General features: G+C 64.2%; 17 protein-coding genes and 2 tRNA genes. 13 read left to right on the top strand and 6 right to left on the bottom strand.

Translation table 11 applies throughout. The features are described 5' to 3' along the window. The first annotated feature begins 99 nt into the window (after nucleotides 1–99). From DQ229_RS12145 to DQ229_RS12135, 4 genes are all read left to right on the top strand, one after another. Nucleotides 100–1,098, top strand: coding sequence for a TAXI family TRAP transporter solute-binding subunit (locus tag DQ229_RS12145; protein ID WP_114966532.1), 999 nt, complete (start codon nucleotides 100–102; stop codon nucleotides 1,096–1,098). A gap of 156 nt (nucleotides 1,099–1,254) precedes the next feature. Further along, on the top strand, nucleotides 1,255–3,210 hold the full coding sequence (locus DQ229_RS12140) for a TRAP transporter permease (protein WP_162300853.1): 1,956 nt from the start codon (nucleotides 1,255–1,257) through the stop codon (nucleotides 3,208–3,210). Continuing rightward, entirely contained in the window at nucleotides 3,207–3,407 is a 201-nt protein-coding gene (locus DQ229_RS16350) for a hypothetical protein (RefSeq protein WP_155326511.1), read from the top strand. Before DQ229_RS12140 ends, DQ229_RS16350 begins: the two co-directional genes overlap by 4 nt. Continuing rightward, nucleotides 3,404–4,783 carry an amidase gene (locus DQ229_RS12135; protein ID WP_114966530.1) on the top strand — a complete coding sequence of 460 codons (1,380 nt, stop codon included), beginning with the start codon at nucleotides 3,404–3,406 and terminating at the stop codon, nucleotides 4,781–4,783. Before DQ229_RS16350 ends, DQ229_RS12135 begins: the two co-directional genes overlap by 4 nt. Nucleotides 4,784–5,122: 339 nt before the next feature. Here the strand turns inward: DQ229_RS12135 and DQ229_RS12130 are convergent. Further along, nucleotides 5,123–5,198, bottom strand: a tRNA-Trp gene (locus DQ229_RS12130). A gap of 115 nt (nucleotides 5,199–5,313) precedes the next feature. Between DQ229_RS12130 and DQ229_RS12125 the strand changes: the two genes are divergently transcribed. After that, a complete protein-coding gene (locus DQ229_RS12125; protein ID WP_114966529.1) occupies nucleotides 5,314–6,216 on the top strand; it encodes a hypothetical protein in 903 nt (300 codons plus the stop codon). Between the two features lie 6 nt (nucleotides 6,217–6,222). Here DQ229_RS12125 and DQ229_RS12120 read toward each other — a convergent pair whose 3' ends face one another. Continuing rightward, nucleotides 6,223–7,239 (bottom strand): LacI family DNA-binding transcriptional regulator, encoded by a 1,017-nt coding sequence (locus tag DQ229_RS12120; RefSeq protein ID WP_114966528.1) that lies wholly within the window; start codon nucleotides 7,237–7,239, stop codon nucleotides 6,223–6,225. Nucleotides 7,240–7,413: 174 nt separating this feature from the next. On the opposite strand from DQ229_RS12120, the gene DQ229_RS12115 reads away from it, so the two are divergent. Continuing rightward, nucleotides 7,414–7,490: transfer RNA gene (locus tag DQ229_RS12115), tRNA-Arg, on the top strand. A 144-nt stretch (nucleotides 7,491–7,634) separates the two neighbouring features. Here DQ229_RS12115 and DQ229_RS12110 read toward each other — a convergent pair. Together DQ229_RS12110 and DQ229_RS12105 are read right to left on the bottom strand one after the other, a co-directional pair. Next, a complete protein-coding gene (locus DQ229_RS12110) occupies nucleotides 7,635–8,822 on the bottom strand; it encodes a M24 family metallopeptidase (protein ID WP_114966527.1) in 1,188 nt (395 codons plus the stop codon). A gap of 11 nt (nucleotides 8,823–8,833) precedes the next feature. After that, nucleotides 8,834–9,784 carry a D-2-hydroxyacid dehydrogenase gene (locus DQ229_RS12105; RefSeq protein WP_162300852.1) on the bottom strand — a complete coding sequence of 317 codons (951 nt, stop codon included), beginning with the start codon at nucleotides 9,782–9,784 and terminating at the stop codon, nucleotides 8,834–8,836. A gap of 266 nt (nucleotides 9,785–10,050) precedes the next feature. Here DQ229_RS12105 and DQ229_RS12100 point away from each other — a divergent pair, with 266 nt between their 5' ends. The 3 genes from DQ229_RS12100 to DQ229_RS12090 are packed head-to-tail and all read left to right on the top strand — an operon-like array spanning nucleotide 10,051 to nucleotide 13,035. Beyond that, nucleotides 10,051–11,013, top strand: coding sequence for a Bug family tripartite tricarboxylate transporter substrate binding protein (locus DQ229_RS12100; protein WP_114966525.1), 963 nt, complete (start codon nucleotides 10,051–10,053; stop codon nucleotides 11,011–11,013). 58 nt (nucleotides 11,014–11,071) lie between these two features. Then, nucleotides 11,072–11,515 carry a tripartite tricarboxylate transporter TctB family protein gene (locus DQ229_RS12095; protein ID WP_114966524.1) on the top strand — a complete coding sequence of 148 codons (444 nt, stop codon included), beginning with the start codon at nucleotides 11,072–11,074 and terminating at the stop codon, nucleotides 11,513–11,515. Nucleotides 11,516–11,517: 2 nt separating this feature from the next. Beyond that, entirely contained in the window at nucleotides 11,518–13,035 is a 1,518-nt protein-coding gene (locus DQ229_RS12090) for a tripartite tricarboxylate transporter permease (RefSeq protein WP_238381061.1), read from the top strand. A gap of 28 nt (nucleotides 13,036–13,063) precedes the next feature. Here DQ229_RS12090 and DQ229_RS12085 read toward each other — a convergent pair whose 3' ends face one another. Both DQ229_RS12085 and DQ229_RS12080 read right to left on the bottom strand, forming a co-directional pair. Further along, nucleotides 13,064–13,972: a LysR family transcriptional regulator gene (locus tag DQ229_RS12085; RefSeq protein ID WP_114966523.1), complete on the bottom strand. Its 909-nt coding sequence runs from the start codon at nucleotides 13,970–13,972 to the stop codon at nucleotides 13,064–13,066. A gap of 43 nt (nucleotides 13,973–14,015) precedes the next feature. Beyond that, complete coding sequence (locus DQ229_RS12080) at nucleotides 14,016–14,732, bottom strand: IclR family transcriptional regulator (protein WP_202909573.1); 717 nt, start codon at nucleotides 14,730–14,732, stop codon at nucleotides 14,016–14,018. A gap of 273 nt (nucleotides 14,733–15,005) precedes the next feature. Here DQ229_RS12080 and DQ229_RS12075 point away from each other — a divergent pair, with 273 nt between their 5' ends. The 4 genes from DQ229_RS12075 (at nucleotide 15,006) to DQ229_RS12060 (ending at nucleotide 18,031) form a co-directional block, all read left to right on the top strand. Further along, the gene (locus DQ229_RS12075) at nucleotides 15,006–15,842 is read left to right on the top strand and encodes a cyclase family protein (RefSeq protein WP_162300851.1); all 837 of its coding nucleotides are present in this window, start codon (nucleotides 15,006–15,008) and stop codon (nucleotides 15,840–15,842) included. Nucleotides 15,843–15,947: 105 nt separating this feature from the next. Next, on the top strand, nucleotides 15,948–16,298 hold the full coding sequence (locus DQ229_RS12070) for a cupin domain-containing protein (protein WP_114966522.1): 351 nt from the start codon (nucleotides 15,948–15,950) through the stop codon (nucleotides 16,296–16,298). Further along, complete coding sequence (locus tag DQ229_RS12065; protein WP_114966521.1) at nucleotides 16,295–17,092, top strand: SDR family NAD(P)-dependent oxidoreductase; 798 nt, start codon at nucleotides 16,295–16,297, stop codon at nucleotides 17,090–17,092. Before DQ229_RS12070 ends, DQ229_RS12065 begins: the two co-directional genes overlap by 4 nt. A gap of 3 nt (nucleotides 17,093–17,095) precedes the next feature. Then, on the top strand, nucleotides 17,096–18,031 hold the full coding sequence (locus tag DQ229_RS12060; RefSeq protein ID WP_114966520.1) for a 3-hydroxyacyl-CoA dehydrogenase family protein: 936 nt from the start codon (nucleotides 17,096–17,098) through the stop codon (nucleotides 18,029–18,031). Nucleotides 18,032–18,034 lie beyond the last annotated feature (3 nt).

Raw genomic sequence — 18,034 nt, 5'->3', positions numbered from 1 at the left:
GTGACCCCTTCGCAATGAAATTGTAAAAGGTCCGGTAGCGACGGCCCCGCCAATCGGGGGGGGCCTCAGGGGCAAACAAGCCCGCACAAGGAGGAAACGATGGAGGTTCTTCACATGACGACAAAATCGATCCGCTTGCTTATGGCAGGCGCAGCGCTCGCGCTTCCTGCCGTACTGGCCAGCACGGCTGCCGCGCAGGTCTACCAGATCGGCATGCCGCTGGGCGGCACCTCGGGGACATTCTATGTCCAGGGCTCGGCACTGGCCGATCACATCAACTCCCGCGCCAGCGGCATCCGTATCGTGCCCTCGACCTCGGGCGGCTCGGTCGAGAATATCCGCCTGGTGGGCAGCGGGCAGGCCGAGTTCGGCATGGCTTTCGAAGGGCACATCTTCGGTGCCTGGACGGGCGTCGGCTTCGAGCGCGCTTATGACGAGTATCGCATGGTCGGCCCGGCGCAGCAGACTTCGGGCTGGAATTATGTGGTGCTCGCCGACAGCGAAATCCACTCGGCGCAGGATCTCATCGGCCGTGAATTCGTTCCGGGTGCGCCCGGTTCGGGGTCGGCCTCGGACGCCGACCTGTTCCTGGAGCACATCGGTATCCGCGACCAGATCAATATCAGCTACTACAGCTGGGGCGAGCTGGGCCGGATGCTGACCGATGGCGATATCGACGGCTTCAACCGCACCGGCGGCGCGCCGGCACCCTTCGCCACCGAGGTTGACGCCACGCATCCCCTGCGCGTGCTGGACCTGGAGCCGGAAATCGACGAGAGCGGCTTTCTCGATGCCTATCCGTTCTTCACCAAGCTGACGATCCCGGCGGGCACCTACTCGGGACAGGAGAATGATGCCGTGACCTATGCCCAGGGTGTGCAATGGATCGTGCACAAGGATGTGCCCGATGAGGCGGTGCGTGAGTTCCTCGAACTGGCCTATACCGAGGATGCGGCCGCCCATCTCGATCGCGCCTTCCCCAACCACGACCATCGCAACATGGAATGGCTGACCGCCGCCTATGTGCCGCTGCACCCGGCTGCAGCCGAATTCTGGGCTGAAAAGGGCTTGGACATTCCGGACCCGATGCAGGAATAACTCCTGCAATGATACGATCAACTGGCCGCAGGCCTTGTGCTTGCGGCCAGTTGATCACGTGACCCGTCTGCCTGGCCTTCATCGAAAGGGGCGCGAATGCCGCAAGCGCATGAGAACGAAAAGACCGGTAAACAACCTGCTGACGATGCGGGCGCGATGTCTGATGTGCTTCTGCGCGATCGTCGGGGGCTTTTGGGGCTTATCTTCTCGGTCATCGCGATCTTTTTCGCAGGCTTCTATCTTTATGCTGCGGGGCCGGCCTATTTCGGGCGGATCGGGGTAGGCACCTTCCGCGGGTTGTTCCTGCTGCTGGCCATCACCATGGTCTTCATGATCTATCCTTTCGGGCGGCGGTCGAACATGCGCCGACCTACGGTGATCGACCTGGTGCTGATCGCCATGACCATCGTGTCGTTCGGCTATTTCGTGGTGGAGTTTAATTCACTCGTCCACCGCACCGGGTTTTATACCGACATGGACCTCTACATGGCGCTGATGGCCACAATCGTCTCGATCGAAGCCACGCGCCGTGTCATGGGCACGATGCTGCCTGTCGTGGCGATCATCTTTCTGCTCTATGCCGTCCACGGCAACATGCTGCCCGAGAACATCTCGCACCGGGGTTATCCCTGGGGGCGGGTGCTGACCGACATGTTCACCCAGGAAGGCATGTTTGGCCTCGTGCTGAACGTGACCGCGCAATATGTGGTGCTGTTTGTCGTGTTCGGGGCGCTCATGAACCGCTTTGGCGCGGGGGATTTCTTTGTGCGGCTGCCATTCGCACTGACTGCGGGCTATCGCGGCGGGCCGGCCAAGGCCTCGGTGCTGGGCAGCGGCATGATGGGCATGATCTCGGGCAGCGCCACCGCCAATACGGTGGCCACCGGCACCTTCACCATCCCGCTGATGATCAAGGCCGGCTACAAGCGCCACGTCGCAGGCGCAATCGAGCCTGCCGCCTCCACCGGGGGCATGTTCATGCCGCCGATCATGGGGGCTGCCGTGTTCATCATGGCCGAGATGATCCAGATGCCCTACACCGAGATCATGATCGCCGCGCTGGTACCGGCGATCCTGTATTTTTTCTCGGTGGCAGCGGTAGCGCATTTCGAGGCCGCGCGAGAAAACATTCCCATCCTGCCGAAGGAAGACCGCGAAGACGCCTGGCAGATATTCAAGCAGGGTTGGTATTACCTGCTGCCCATCGGGTTCGTCATATACCTGATGCTGTCGGGCACATCGCCCTCGCGTGCGGTCTATTACAGCATCTTCCTGTTCATCGGCGTGGCGATGCTGGCGCGACTGATCCTGAAATCGCCTGACGAGAGCTATTTTTCCGTTTTTAAACGGTCATTCATCGATCTTCTCAAGGGGCTGGAAGAAGGCGCTGTGAATTCGCTGGTGATCTCGGCGGTCGTCGGCACGGTGGGGGTCATTCTGGGCGTCGTCTTCCTCACCGGACTGGGTTTCATCTTCACCTCGTCGGTGATGCAGTTCACCTTCGGCCTGTTGCCGCTGGGGATCGTGCTGGCGTTGGTCAGTTCCTACATCCTCGGAATGGGGATGACCGTGACCTCGGCCTATATCCTCATGGCCATTCTGGTCGCGCCCGGTCTCGAGGTCATGGGGATCTCGGCGCTGGCCGCGCATATGATCGTGTTCTGGTATTCGCAATCCTCGAACATCTCGCCGCCGGTCTGCATGGCGGCCTTTGCCGGGGCCTCGATCGCACGGGCGAACCCGATGCGCACGGGCTTCACGGCGCTGAAATTCTCGATCTTCCTGTTCATTATTCCGGTGTTGTTCGTCTACACCCCAATCCTCATGCCCGAGGGGCTGACCTTCGGCGCGGTTCAGGCGATGGTGACTTCGTTCATCGCGGTCGGGGCAACGGCGGCGGCTGTGTCAAACTTCATGCTGGTGCGGACCACGCTGTTTGAGCGAGTCACGTTGGTGCTGGGGGCGGTGGTGCTGTTGTTCCCGCAACTGCTGCTCAACGTTGCCGGATTGGCGCTTCTGGTGCTTGTCTATGTTCTGCAGTCGCGGCGAAAGCCCGGCGATGGCGCCCCGCCCGTTAGGACCGTTCCGCAAACCGCAGGAGATACCGCATGAGTGATCCCCACCCCACGAGGGCACCCTTCGATGCCCGGCTCAGAGCGCTGGGCCTCGGTACATTGCCCGAAGCCGAAATTGCACGGCTCTGGAAGAGCTATGTCAAGCAGCAGCAGCTTTCGGCGCGACTGGATGACGAGGTTCCGCCAGCCACCGAACCGGCCATCGCCCTGATCTGCAAGGAGGGGCGCAGATGACCGCGTTTCATGAACTGCCCCTGGCCGATCTTGCGCGCGGGATCGCGCGCGGCGACTTCACCGCGCTCGAAGTGACCGATGCCTTCCTTGAGCGTATCGAGGCGCGCAACGACCGGCTGAATGCCTTTCTGCGCATCGGGGCCGAAGAGGCCCGCGCCGAGGCCCGGGCGCGCGATGCCGAACGCGCCGCGGGCGCGCCGCTGGGTCCGCTCCATGGTGTGCCGGTCTCGATCAAGGATATCATCGATGTCGCCGGGCAGCCCACCACGGGCAACTCACGCATAACCATCCATGATGCGGCACCGGAGGATGCCCATGTGGTGCACCAGTTGCGCCGCGCGGGCGCCGTCATCCTGGGCAAGACGATGCTCCACGAGTTCGCCACAGGCGGGCCGTCTTTCGACCTACCCTGGCCGCCCGCACGAAATCCGTGGAACACCGATCATCACCCGGCGGGATCTTCCTCGGGGTCGGGGGCGGCGCTGGCCGCAGGGATGACCCCAGCCGCGTTGGGAACGGATACCGCCGGGTCGGTGCGCCATCCCGGCACTGCCTGCGGGATCGTGGGCATGAAGCCTACCTATGGGGCAATCAGCCGGCGCGGGGTGTTCCCGTTGGCGCAGTCGCTCGATCATGTCGGGCCGATGACGCGCGGCGTGGCCGATAATGCGCTCCTGTTTGACGGCTGCATAGGACTTGATCCGCGTGACCCCACCAGCAGCGCCCGCGCGCGCCCGGCCTATCCGGGGATCGGCGGCGACATTCGCGGGATGCGGATCGGCGTGATCGAAGGCTTCAACACCGAGGCGAACCCCGAAATTGTGGCCGCACTGGAAGCGGGCGTCGAGGCCCTGCGCGATCTTGGTGCCGAGATCGTGCCGCTGTCATTGCCACCGCTCGACGATTACACCGATATCGGGCGGCTGATCCTGCAAACTGAAAGCTACGCGATTCACAAGGGCTGGATGCAGACCCGTCGGGACGATTACGGCTGGCGCGCCCGCACCAAGATCCTTGCCGGGGGGCTGGTGGATGCCGGAACCTACCTGCAGGCACAGCAGATGCGCCGCCGGCTCTGCGCCGCCCTGGCCGAGGGGCTGGCAGGGGTGGAAGCTGCAATCTGTGTCTCCAGCTTCGAGTTTCCCAGCAGGATCGACGACGATGACGCCGTCGACGCAACCTACGACCGCCAGGCGCGCACCCCTTTCAACCTGTCGGGCCATCCGGCGATCGCGGTGCCTACCGGGTTTTCGCAAGACGGGCTGCCGATGGGAATGCAGATTGTCGGCCACCATTTCGATGAGGCGACCGTCTATCGCATCGCGCATCAGTACGAGATGGCACGACCTTGGCGGCAGTACTGGCCTCCCCTGTGAGGTTGAAACGCCCCTCGCCTATCGCTCTTGCTCACTTGCCCGCCAAAGGCGCCGGCCGGCAATAACGCCACCGGCCGGCTGCGGTCGCACCTCGCCGACTTCCTCGCCGCCTACAACTTCGCACGCAGGCTCAAGACGCTGAACGGCCTCACGCCATACGAATATGTCTGCATGGTCTGGACTTCAGAGCTCGACAGATTCATCGTTAACCCGATCCACCAAATGCCGGGACTGAACACCTACGCAGAATCGACTTTGAACAGAGGATATGGCAAGCGTTCAACAACCCGTTCGGCACGAGGTTGTCACCCTTGCTTCCGGGTCGGACCCTATGAAAACTGGCAGGGGCAGAGGGACTCGAACCCACGACCCTCGGTTTTGGAGACCGATGCTCTACCAACTGAGCTATACCCCTATCCCCTCGCGACGTACGGCACCCCCCCGGCAAAATCAAGAGCGCAATTGCCAAAATGCTGGGAGATGGCCGGGCGCCGTGTTAATCAGCTTCCGACAAGGCCCGCGACGCGACAATGACCAGCCCCGACGACCCGCCCGAGACCCTCTTTGCCGACCATCCCTGGCACTATCTGCCCCGGCCCGCGCTGGGGCAGTCGCTGGCGGTGCCATCGATGCTGAGCGACCGCGAGCGCAGACTCTACACATGGCTTACCGCGCGCTGGATGCGTGGGGCGGGGGTGGTGGTCGATCTGGGCTGCTTTGCAGGCGGTTCGACCGCGAGCCTGGCGCAGGGACTTGTATTGGCCGGGCGCCGGGAGCCTGTGCATGCCTATGATCGCTTCACGTTGAATGACGCGGCCAAGCAACGCTTCCTTTATCCCGCCGGTATCAAACCTTTCGAGGGGCGCGACATGCTTGCGCTGGTGCGTCGTTTGCTTGCCCCGTGGGAGAGCCGCATCGAACTGCATCGCGGCGATGTCGCCGCCATGCGCTGGCAGGGCGACCCGATCGAAGTGCTTACCGTGGACTTGGCCAAGTCCACGGCGTTGGCCGATCATATCGCCGCACAATTCTTTCCTGCGCTGATCCCAGGCCGGTCGATTCTGGTGCAGCAGGATTACCTGCACGATGCCCAGCCATGGCTGCCTGCGCAGATGGAGCTTCTGGCCAGGCATTTCCAGCCGCTGGCGCATGTGGCCCCCGGCAGCATGGTGTTTCTTTGCCGTTCGATTCCTGCGCCCGACGAAATCGAGGCCGTGCGGGTCAGCGGGCTGAGCGATGATGCGTTGCTCGACCTGCTTGAACGGGCACGCCGCCGCTTCCGCGCGCCGGCGGTGGCGAAGGGGCTTGCCAAGGCGATGGAAAAGTTGCGCGCCCATCCAGGCGCGCGCGATGCAAAGACCTTGCGTGGCCGGGCACAGCACCGACCGGCAAAAAACAGCGTGGGTGAAGGGGCGCCGAAACGGCGAGGCTGAGACCGGTCAGCCGCTACCTTCGCGGACCGTATCGCCGCGCAGCAGGGTCGGGGCAAATTCAATCCGCTCGCCTCCGACAAGGCCCGAGGGACTTTTGCCGGCGATGATCTCGGCAGCGCGGCGGCCGGTTTCGCGGCGGCGGGCGTCCATGGTGGCCAGCCGCACCGGCAAGCCATCCAGCAGATCGACATTGTTGAACCCGGCCAGGCCCAGCGCACCGGGCACATCAAGCCCCTGTTCGAGACAGTAAAGCAGCCCGCCTGCGCCGATCATGTCGTTGGAGTAGTACAGGAAATCCAGATCACGGTTGCGGCCGAGAATGGCCTCGGTCATTTCGCGCCCCTTGCGCAGGGCCGAACCGCCACCGTAAAATTCGGTATCGGCCAGTTCCAGCCCGGCCTCGGCCAGGGCGGCCTGGAACCCTTCAAGCCGCTTTCGCGCCCGGTGGTCATCGGGCATCTTGGTGCCCAGAAAGCCGATGCGCCGATAGCCCGCCGCGATGATCGCCTCGGCCATCTCACGCCCGGCGCGGCGGTGCGAAATACCCACCACCGAGTCGATCGGCGTTCCGTCGACATCCATGATCTCGACGATCGGAATGCCGGCGGCGCGCAGCATGGCGGCGCAGGCCTCGGTATGCTCCAGCCCTGCCAGGATCACCCCCGAAGGACGCCAGGAAAGCATTTCGTAAAGCACGGCCTCTTCGCGACTGGCCGAATAGTTCGTGACGCCGACCACCGGCTGCAGGCCGGTATCCTCGAGCGCCTCGGAGATGCCCGACAGAACCTCGGGAAAAACCATGTTCGACAGCGACGGGATGATCACCGCGACGAGGTTGACCCGCTGCGACGCCAGGCCACCGGCTATCTTGTTCGGCACATAGCCCAGCTTGCGCGCGGCTTCGAGAACCCGCGCACGCGTGTCGGGAGAGACATCACCGCGGTTGCGCAGCACGCGGCTGATCGTCATCTCGCTGACTCCGGCAGCCTCGGCGACATCGCGCAAGGTCAGACTGCGGCGCATCTGCGAAGGTGAATCGCTGGTCACTGGGGCAACCGATCCCGAGAGCATCATTCAGTTTTGAGTGTTAGCGCCAAAGCGCGACCTTGTCCAAACGAGTTTGCCCGCCGCCTGGGCGCCGCAACATGCAATGGCAACCCTTGCGCAACCGGACGAATGGCGCGAAAAGGCCCCGACGGCCCCGTAGCTCAGCTGGATAGAGCAGCAGATTCCTAATCTGGAGGTCGCAGGTTCAAGTCCTGCCGGGGTCACCACAAATGTCATATCCGATCCGGAGGCACGGACAACTGAACCGGCATCGGTTTGTGCCCGCTCAGATGCCCCGCCGGCACCGCCGACGTGATCATCAGATACCCGACATTGCGCGCAAGTATCCGGCTGGCGCCGACGCGGCCGGTTCAGCCGAGTTCAAAGATTTTCTTCGGGGTCTTGTGCATGCAGGGTCCGACGCCATCGGCGCCAAGCATGTAGTTGTCGCAGATCATGGCAAAGTAACGCGCGGTCTCGACCCCAGGATGGACGGCAAGGCACATGCCTTCGGCAAGTGGCATGGTTTCATCAGCGCGCAGCAGCGGGCGCTCGACCATGTCATAGCCTTGCCCATGGGCGTAAAGTCGGATCTCGGGCGGGAAACCCCGGCCGACCATATAGGCGTCATGGGCGCGCGCGATCTCGGCAGCCGGGACACCGGGCTTGAGCAGGCCAAGCGTATGCGACTGCGCCTCCTTCATTGCCTCGAAAGCCTCCCGCAACTCGGCACTTGCCTTGCCCAGAACGATGGTGCGCCCGATCTCGGTATACTGCCCGCCGGGGCCGTTATTCTCTATCAGCAGCACCATATGGTCGCCCTCTTTCAGGGTCCGGCCCTGCATGTGCCGGCCCAACAGCCGCGCCGGCTGGCCCAGCGGTGCCGAGCCGGCCAGGAATATGCCCTGTTCGCTGCCCAGAAGCTGGCCGTGATACTGCGCCAGCGCCGTGACCTCGATATCGCGCATGCCGGGGCGGATCTCTTGGAGCACCTTCTCGAATATCTGGTCCTGCATCTGCGCCGCGCGGTGCAGCAGCGCGATCTCCTCGGGGCTTTTGACGGCCTTGATCGTGTCGACCAGATCTGTCGCATCGCTGAACGCGGCCTTGCCCTCGAGCGTGGCGTCCAGCGCATCGACAAACCCGGCAGGCATGCCGCCGCGCCCCACCAGCCCGACCCGGCGCAGGCCGCGCGCCGTGATCGCATCGGCGATCAGGTCGCCGGCGTAGCCGTTGGTATAGGCCGCCGACAGAAACGCGGGTGTGTTGCGGACCTCGCCCACCCCGCGCAGCACCGGATCATCCCCTGCGACAGCACGCTGCCCGCCAAAGCCGCCCATCTCGACCATGACCATCGGGCCATCAGCCAGAAACAGCACGCTGACGGGATAGGCATTGTTGGCCGGCAGGTCGGTGAACCATTTGACATAGCCACCCAGCCAGTCGTTGTTGTTCTGCACCACCAGTGCGTCGAGCGACTTCGCCGCCATCGCCGCGCGCACGGCCTGCCAGCGCCGCGCCAGCTCGGCGTCGGAAATTGCCGTTTCGATCCGGTTCATCCTGTTCTCCCTCAAAGTGTGACGCGGTGCGTCATGCGCTCGGGGCGTCCGGCGATGAAGTTTCGCGCGTTCTCGATGACCTGCGGGGCGACCTGCTGAGCATAGATATCGCTGCGCCCACCCACATGCGGGGTGATGATCAGCCGCTCGGTACGCCAAAGCGGATGCTCGGGCGGCAGCGGCTCGGACGAGAACACATCCAGCCCGGCGCCGGCGATCTGCCCGCCCTCAAGCGCGGTGATCAGTGCCGCCTCATCTGCGACACCGCCGCGCGCTATGTTGATGAAATAGGCCGAGGGCTTCATCGCCGCGAACACCTGCGCGCCGATCAGATGGTGGGTTGCCGGTTCATACGGCACCAGCGCGATCAGAAAATCGGCCAGCGCGGCGGCCTCGGGCAGCCGGTCGCGCGGGAAGACCTGCGCGAAACCAGGCACTTCGGTGCGGCCGTTGCTGACGCCGATCACCGTCATCCCGAAGGCGCGGCAGCGGTCGGCGACCATCTCGGCAATGTTGCCCAGGCCCACGATGACAGCCGTCTTGTTCACCAGCAGGGGCTGGCTGCGGTGGTCCCAGCGGCAGGCTTTCTGATTCTCAAGCATCTCGGGCAGGCGCCGGTTGAGCGCGAGCATCAGCATCATGGCCAGTTCAGCCATCTGCGGGCCGTGAAATCCGCGTGCGGCAGTCACCAGAACGCCATCAGGCAGGCCCAGCGGGCGCAGGTGATCCACCCCGCTGATCAGCGACTGAACCCATTTCAGCCCCGGCAGCGCGGCGACCAACTCGCGGGGGATGAGCTGGGCCTTGGCGATCAGCGCCGTAGCATCACGCGCCTTGAGCGCCTCGTCCAGCGTGTGCGCTGTGTGAATCGTGGCCTCTGGCAGATCGCGGGCGAATACCTCCGCATAATGCGCAAGCTCTTCAGCACTTTCCGGTTCAAAAATCAGAAGTTTATCTGCCAACTGGCGTCTCCCCCTTCCATGACAAGGCGCAAGGAAGGAATACTGCACGAGCCGGCGCCACGCGTCTAATTCCGTTTTATCGGTACCGTATAAACCCCGATTATCGTTGCCGCGCGGGGTGCGGCGGCGCATCGGGCATTTGCGCGAACGCGCTGGGTTTCCGGCCGCCGCCTTCCATAACCGGCATTTGTAACCACCCCAAATCTTACTATTGGACAGCCCCCCGGCAGGGCGACAGGATCATTCGAAACAACAGGGAGAGGAACATGAAAAACACCACTGCACTTGCCGCCATTCTGCTCACGGCCACCACTGGCGTGGCGCTCGCGGAATGGCCCGAACGCCCGGTGACTGTCGTCGTGTCCCAAGGGGCCGGGGCCAGCCCGGACATCATGGCACGCCTGGTCGCCGACCAACTTACGGAAGCCTATGGCAGCCCCTTCATCGTCGACAACCGGCCCGGGGGCGCCAATGTCGTGGGATCGCTCAGCGTGGCCAATGCCGATCCTGACGGATACACGATCTTCTTCGCCACTTCGGCCGCGCTGGTGACGAACCCCTACCTGATGGCCAACCTGCCCTATGACCCGCTCACGGATTTCGACCCGGCAGTGTTGGTGGCCATGAGCAACATCATGGTCACGGCGAACCCGGACAGCGGCATCGAAACCATCGAAGACCTGCTGGAAGCCGAGCGCGCCAATCCGGGGTCGATCTCGCTGGGTGTGGACAGCCCGCGCAACCTGTCGGGGATCATCGCCCGCTCGATCAACCACGTCGGCGAGGTCGACCTGACGCTGGTCAGCTACAACAGCATCCCGCAGATGGTGCAGGATACGGTCAGCGGCGAGATTCCGGTTTCGATCCAGTCGGCATCGGTGGCCACCCCCTTCATTGCGGAAGGTTCGCTGCATCCGGTGGCGGTTGCCAGCGCCCAGCGCACCAAGGCACATCCCGATGTTCCAACGATTGCCGAAACCCTGCCGGGGATCGACCTGACCGGCTGGTTCATGTTCGTCGCGCCGGCCGGGACGGACCCGGAAATCCTGGCCTCGCTGAATGCCACGGTGAACGAGATTCTCGCCAAGCCCGAAGTCGAGGAACTGGCATCTAGCCTGGGCTACGAACTGGTCGGGGATCTGGACGTGGCAGGCTCGCTGGGGCACCTTGAAGCCCAATTCGAGAACTGGGCCACCATCACGTCCAATCTCGGGATTCAGCCGGAGTAAGACTGACCAGGCCGACAGGCCGAAACTTGCCGGGTGAGCGACAGCAAAGGACAATCAATTGATTTCACCACTGTGGCAGGAACGGATCGGGGCCGGTGCCGTGCTTGGCATCGGCCTTGTCCTTGTCCGCGAGGGCTATTCGATGCCGCTCGGGCGGCTGGCCAGCTTCGGTCCGGGGCTTTTCCCGCTCATGCTGGGTGGGCTTCTGGTGGTCTTCTCGGTGCCGCTTTACCTGGCAGCCGGCGCGCATAGCGCGACGCAGAGCCCGCCGCTGCCACTGCGCACCATGTTCTTTGTCAGCCTCGGGATGCTCGCCTTCGCCACGCTGATCCGCAGCTACGGCCTGGTGCCGGCGACGGTTGCGCTGGTTGTACTCGGGTCGATGGGCGGCGCCGGCTTCCGGCCGCTTTCGGTCATCCTGCTGGCGGCGGGGCTCAGTCTGGCCGGGGTTGCGATATTCATTTGGGGGCTGGGGCTTGCCCTTGTGCCCTGGAGGTTCTGACGGTGGACACGCTGGGCCTCATGCTGGGCGGTGTACAGAACGCCCTTGCGCCGGAGTTCTTCCTGCTCTGCCTTGTCGGGGTGGTCGTCGGGATGCTGGTCGGCGTGCTGCCGGGGATCGGGGCCATCGCGGCGATCTCGCTCGCGCTGCCGATTACCTTTCACCTCGATCCAACCGGCGCGCTGGTGATGCTGGCAGGCATCTTCTACGGCACGCAATACGGTGGCTCCACGGCCTCGATCCTGCTCAATCTGCCCGGAACGGCCACGGCGGCTGTGACCTGCCTCGATGGCTATCCGATGGCCAGGAAGGGCAAGGCCGGGGTCGCGCTGTTCATCACCACCATCACCTCGTTCATCGGCGCGACGGTGGCGATTCTGGTGATGGTGGCCTTCATGCCGGTGCTGGCAAGGGTCGCGCTGAATTTCGGCGCGGCCGAGTATTTCGCGGTGATGTTCATGGGGCTGATCGCCGCCTCGGCGCTGACAGTAGGCTCACCGATCAAGGGGCTGGCCATGGTGGTGGTGGGCATCGCCTTGGGCCTTGTGGGGGTGGACATCAATAGCGGCCAGTTCCGCCTGATCTTCGGCTCGTACAACCTGATGGACGGGATCAGCTTGGTGGCGCTGGCAATGGGGCTGTTTGGCGTTTCGGAAGTCTTTGCCAGCATGACCCGCAACCTTGATGGCTACACCACGCCCAAAGTCCGCCTGCGCGACCTCATTCCCAGCCGCGACGAGTTTCGCGCCAGCCTGATGCCGGCGATACGCGGCGCGATTTCCGGCACGCTTCTGGGGGCGCTGCCCGGGGTCGGGGCCTCGGTGACGTCGTTCTTCGCCTATGCAGTCGAGCAGAAGATCGCCCGCGACCCGTCGCGCTTCGGCCAGGGCGCGATCGAAGGTATCGCAGCACCCGAAGCCGCCAACAACGCGACCACGCAGGCCTCGTTCATCCCGACACTCAGCCTCGGCATTCCCGGTGATGCTGTGATGGCGATCATGCTGGGCGCCATGATGATCCACGGGATCACGCCGGGGCCGCGCTTCATCACCGACCATGACGTGATGTTCTGGACCCTGGTGGGCAGTTTCTGGGTGGGCAACTTCCTGCTGCTGATCCTTAACATCCCGCTGGTGGGCATATGGGTGCGCATCCTGTCGGTGCCCCGGCATATCCTGTATCCGGCGGTGCTGTTCTTTGTCTGCGTGGGCGTCTACAGTACGCGCAACAACGTCTTCGACATCTACCTGACGCTGTTCTTCGGCTTTGTCGGCTATCTCATGGCGATGCGGAAATATCCGCCCGCGCCACTGCTTCTGGGCTTCGTTCTGGGGCCGATGATGGAGGAGAACCTGACCCGCGCACTGGTGCTGTCGCGTGGGGATCCGACCGTTTTCTTCACTCGACCGATCAGCGGCACGATCCTGTCGATCACCCTGGTCGTTCTCGCCATCACCCTGTTTGGCCCGCTGTGGCGCAAGCACAAGGCACGCCGCGCAGGGTCAACACCTGGCCCGTAGAAACCCCGCAGCGTGCCGGGGCCAGGGATCAGGCAAAATCCGGCGCAAGCCCCTTGAGATGCTCGACAAAGCGCGTGCCGGTGCCGGACAGCTTGCGATCCTTGATCAGCCGCATTCCGAAGGTGCGCAGACCGACAGGCTCTTCTATCGGGATCCGGACAAGCTGCCGGCGTTCCAGATCGGACCGGACGATCTGCCGCGGCACGAGGGTCACGGCATCCGACTGGATCACCACCTCCTTGAGGATGGCAAACGACGAGGTATAGACAACGGCTTCGGGCAACCGGCAGCCGGAGGCCACGAAGGTCGATTCAAGCTGCACGGTATAGGCCCCGCTGGGGTGCGGCAGGACAAGCTGGTACGAGTCGAGTTCGCGCAGCGTGAGCGACTCGCGCCCGGCCAGCGGATGCCCCGGACGCACCACGACGAAAAGCCCGGCCTTGAACAGCGGCACATCGCAGACAAGCGGATGCGTCACGCCCAGGTCAATCGTGCTGACCAGCACATCGAGCTCGAATTTCAGCAGCCGCTCCAGCAACTCTTCATCGCCGCCCTCGCAGATATTCACCCGGACCGGGCCCAGATCGTGGCTGAGCCGGGCGACCGCGGCGGGAATGATGCCCATCACCGCCAGCGGCGTGCCGCCCACCGTCAACGGGCCGCGCACCGAAAGCGCGTTGAGGCGCAGCTCTTCCTCGGCGCCGGTCAGAACCTTTTCCATGCGCTCGGCATGGCGCAACAGCAACTCACCCGCAGGGGTCAGCGTGGCGCCGTGGCGGCTGCGCTCGAACAGGATCGCGCCAGTCACGCTTTCGAGGCGCTGAATACTGGTCGAAAGCGCCGGCTGCGAAATGGCCAGCGCCGCGGCTGCCTTGCTGAAAGACCCGGCCCTTGCGACGGCCAGGAGGTATCGCAGGTGACGGGGATCGATCAGCATCTGACTTTCCTCGCATGGTTCATCGGGGCCACCCGCCGGCCCCTCACAATGTCATCATTGCTGCGACATGTGCCTTCGTCACACTCAGATCTGCCGCGATCTGCTGTCTTTTCTCGCGAAACCGTGTCGAAGGCACCGGCACCGAGATCGCATGCAGATCGCCGGCCAGATCACGAAACGCGAACCCCAGCGCCGATATTCCCTCGTGATGCTCATCCAGATCGTGCGCGATGCCCCTCTCACGCATCCGGGCAAGCATCGACATGAAGTGTTCGATATCACCGGAGACGCCCCGGCGCGCCCATTCCTCCTGCGTGCGGTGGCGCGCCTCGTCTTCAGGCAGCATGGCAAGGCAGGCGCGGCCATTGGCGGTGTCGGTCAGGGGGAACACCTCGCCCACAGAAGAAATGGCCCGCAGCCGCTGCGTTCCGGCAATCTGGTCGAGAAACACCATGCCCGTGCCACGCAACACCGAAAGATCGACGGTCTCGCCGGTCTTGCGCGCCAGCTCGGTCAACAGCGGGCGGCACCGTTCCACCACGTTGAAGCGCGCCGCTTCGGCCAGCGTCGTCAATTCCGGGCCAAGCCGCAAACCGCCGCCCGAAGCCTGTGCAATCACCAGCCGCTCCTGCTGCAGTGCCGCGACGATCCTTTGTACGGTGGAACGGGGCAGCCCGACCTGTTCGGCAATCTGGCCCAGGCTCATGCCCGAGTGGCTGTCGCGCAGTACGCGCAGAATGGCCGCGGCCCGCGCAATCACCTGAATTCCGCTTCTCGCAAGTCCCTTCTCACCGGGTCCGATATCAACCAACGCACTCTACTCCCGACTTGCCGCTATCTGATGCCGCAATCTGATGCCATGCCTCGCACCCTCGCACCAGCCCGCATTGCGATACAGACCTCCCTACAGCAATTAGCATTTGACCGCAATGTGATGCAAATGTATTACTATGCGGTAATGTCGGCCGCGATGACCCGGGCGATCTCCGCCCGGCACGCCAGCGCCACACGACACACTCAGGGAGGAGAATTCATGGTCAAGATTCGCGGCATCGAGTTCGAGGGGAACCTCGACAACAGCATGGGGCTGGAGTTCTACAACCTCAGCCACCGGTTCGGCTTTCAGCATCCCAACTGGCCGTATTTCGAGGATGTGAAGATCGAGCGCATGCACTACATGGCCAAGTCGGGTGTGCTGAGCCAACGCATCACCACCACGATGCACGCCACCACCCATATCGACGCGCCCGCCCATGTGGTGCAGGGCACGCCCTTCATCGACGAGGTGCCGCTGCCGCATTTCTTCGGCACCGGCATCGTCGTGTCGATCCCCAAGGACTACTGGGAGCCGATCACCGGTGACGATCTGGAAAAGGCCTGCGGTCATGCGATCCGCAAGGGCGATGTGCTGATCATCAACACCGGCTGGCACAAGAAATACGAAGATGGCGACTATTTCGCCTATTGCCCGGGCTTCGTGCCCTCGGCCGGCGAATGGATGGTGAAAAAGGGCGTCAAAGTCGTGGGCCACGACACCCAGGCCAACGATCACCCGCTGGCCACCGCCATCGGCCCGCAGCGCAACGGACCGCTGCTGCCCCACCTTGCCAAGGAATACAAGGAATGGTCCGGCGGGCGCGACTGGAAAGACGACTTCCCCGAATGGGAACCGGTACACAACATCCTGTTCAAGAACGGCATCCTGGGGATCGAGAATGTCGGCGGCGATCTGGATGCGGTGACGGGCAAGCGCTGCACCTTCGCCTTCTTCCCGTGGAACTGGGACCGTGGCGACGGCTGCGTCATCCGCCTTGTGGCGATGCTCGACAAGTCGGGCGGCTACCGGATCGAAAGCGGCGAAAGCTTCTGAGCCACGCTTGCGGGGCGCGGGCGGGGCCAGCCCCTGCGCCCCGCTGCCGCGGCCGGCTCCGGCAGGCCGCAACGCATCACGGAACGGCTTGGGGAGGCCCGGCAAATGCATGTGAAACGATTTGAAGACGCGCAGCCTTATGAGGCGCCCAACCACTGGGGCGTCGTCGGCCTGCGCCTGCAGGGATTCGAAGAAGGCGGCCCGACCAACCAGTGGGTCGGCCTGAGCCAGTTCCTGCCCGGCGGCGGGGCGGGGCCGGACAGCACGCCTTTTGAAAAGGTCTATGTCGTGCTCGACGGCGAAATGACCGTCATCATCGACGGGCAGGAAACCGTGCTGCGGCGCTATGACAGCTGCACAATCGCCCCTGGCGAGGTGCGCAAGATCGAGAACCGCGCGAACCACACCTGCACGCTGCTGGTTGTCATTCCCTATCCCAAGGAGCCTGCGACATGAACGCCTTTGCCAATCCGCTTTCCATGTTCGACGTGACCGGCAAGGTGGCGCTGATCACCGGCGCCTCCGGGGCCTTCGGCGCGGTCGCCGCACGGGTGCTGGCGGGCGCGGGCTGCAAGCTGGTGCTGGCCGCCGGAAATGCCGCCGCGCTGGAGGAAATCGCCGCCGAGTGCGAAGGCATGGGCGCGCAGGTCTCACGCCAGAACATGCGCCCCGACAGCGAGGCCGCCTGCGATGCGCTTGCCGACGCCGCAGTGGCAGAGTCCGGACGGCTCGACATTCTGGTGGTTGCCTCGGGGATGAACAAGGTCGCCAAGATCGGCGAGATGGAGCCCGCCACCTTCGAGGCGGTGATGAACGCCAACGTCACCCAAAGCTGGCTGATGGCGCGCGCCGCGGCAGGCGCGATGCAGGCGCAGGGCGAGGGCGGCAAGATCGTGCTGATGTCCTCGGCGCGGGGCCTTCTGGGGCACCCGGCTGGGTATACGGCCTATTGCGCCTCCAAGGCGGCGGTGGACGGGATCACCAAGGCGCTTGGCTGCGAACTCGGCCCCACCGGGATCACCGTGAACGCGATCGCGCCCACGGTGTTCCGTTCGCCGCTCACCGCCTGGATGTTCGAGGATACCGAGCGCGCCAAGACCGTGCGTGCGGGCTTTCTGTCGCGCGTGCCCAAAGGCCGGCTGGGCGAGCCTGAAGACCTGGCCGGGCCACTGTTGTTTCTGGCGTCCAAGGCGTCGGATTTCTACACCGGGCATATCCTTTATGCCGACGGTGGCTATACGGCGGGCTGAGCGATGAGCGCACAGCCCCCCCGACAAATCACAGTGCTTGGTGCGGGGCTGATGGGGCATGGCATTGCCCTGACGCTGGCCCGCGCCGGCCACAGCGTCACCGTCACCGACCCGGTGGATGATGCCCGCGCCACGCTGGCCGGACGGGTCAGCGAAAGCCTGCGTCTGATGGGGGTCGGCGCGGACGAGACCGCCGCAACCCTGTCGCGGATCGCCCTGGCCGACAGCCTGCCCGAGGCCGTCGCGCAGGCCCAGGTCGTATTCGAGGCCGCGCCCGAAAAGATGGCGCTGAAACAGGCCCTCTTTGCCGAGGTCGAGGCCCACGCCCCCGCCGATTGCATCCTGGCCTCGAACACCTCAGTCATGCCGATCACCGAGATCATGCAGGGCCTCAAGGGCCGCCACCGCGCGCTTGGCACCCATTGGTGGAACCCGCCGCACATGATCCCGCTGGTCGAGGTGATCCGCACCGAATGGACCGAAACTGCCACCATGGACACCATGTGCGACCTGCTTGCCGCCGCCGGCAAGACCCCGGTGCGGGTGGAACGCGACGTGCCCGGCTTCATCGGCAACCGCCTGCAACACGCGCTGTGGCGCGAGGCGATCAGCCTGGTAGAGCGCGGCATCTGCGACGCCGAGTCGGTGGATACCGTCATCAAGTCGTGCTTTGGCCGGCGCCTTGCGGTACTGGGGCCGCTGGAAAATGCCGATCTGGTGGGCACCGACCTGACACTCGATATCCACCGCACCGTGCTGGCCGATCTGGAACACCGCCCCGGCCCCTCGCCCTATCTTGAGCAACTGGTAGCCGAGGGCAAACTGGGCATGAAGACCGGCGAGGGCTTTCGTACATGGACCGAGGCCGAGGCCACCGCCACGCGAGAGCGCGTGGCGACGCATCTGCGCAGGCTCGACACCATCCTGCCCGAAGACTGAGCG

The sequence above is a fragment of the Alkalilacustris brevis genome, assembly GCF_003350345.1.
GTDB lineage: Bacteria > Pseudomonadota > Alphaproteobacteria > Rhodobacterales > Rhodobacteraceae > Alkalilacustris > Alkalilacustris brevis.
The sequence above is the reverse complement of the archived record's forward strand: the minus strand, read 5'-3'. Positions and strand labels throughout refer to the sequence as shown.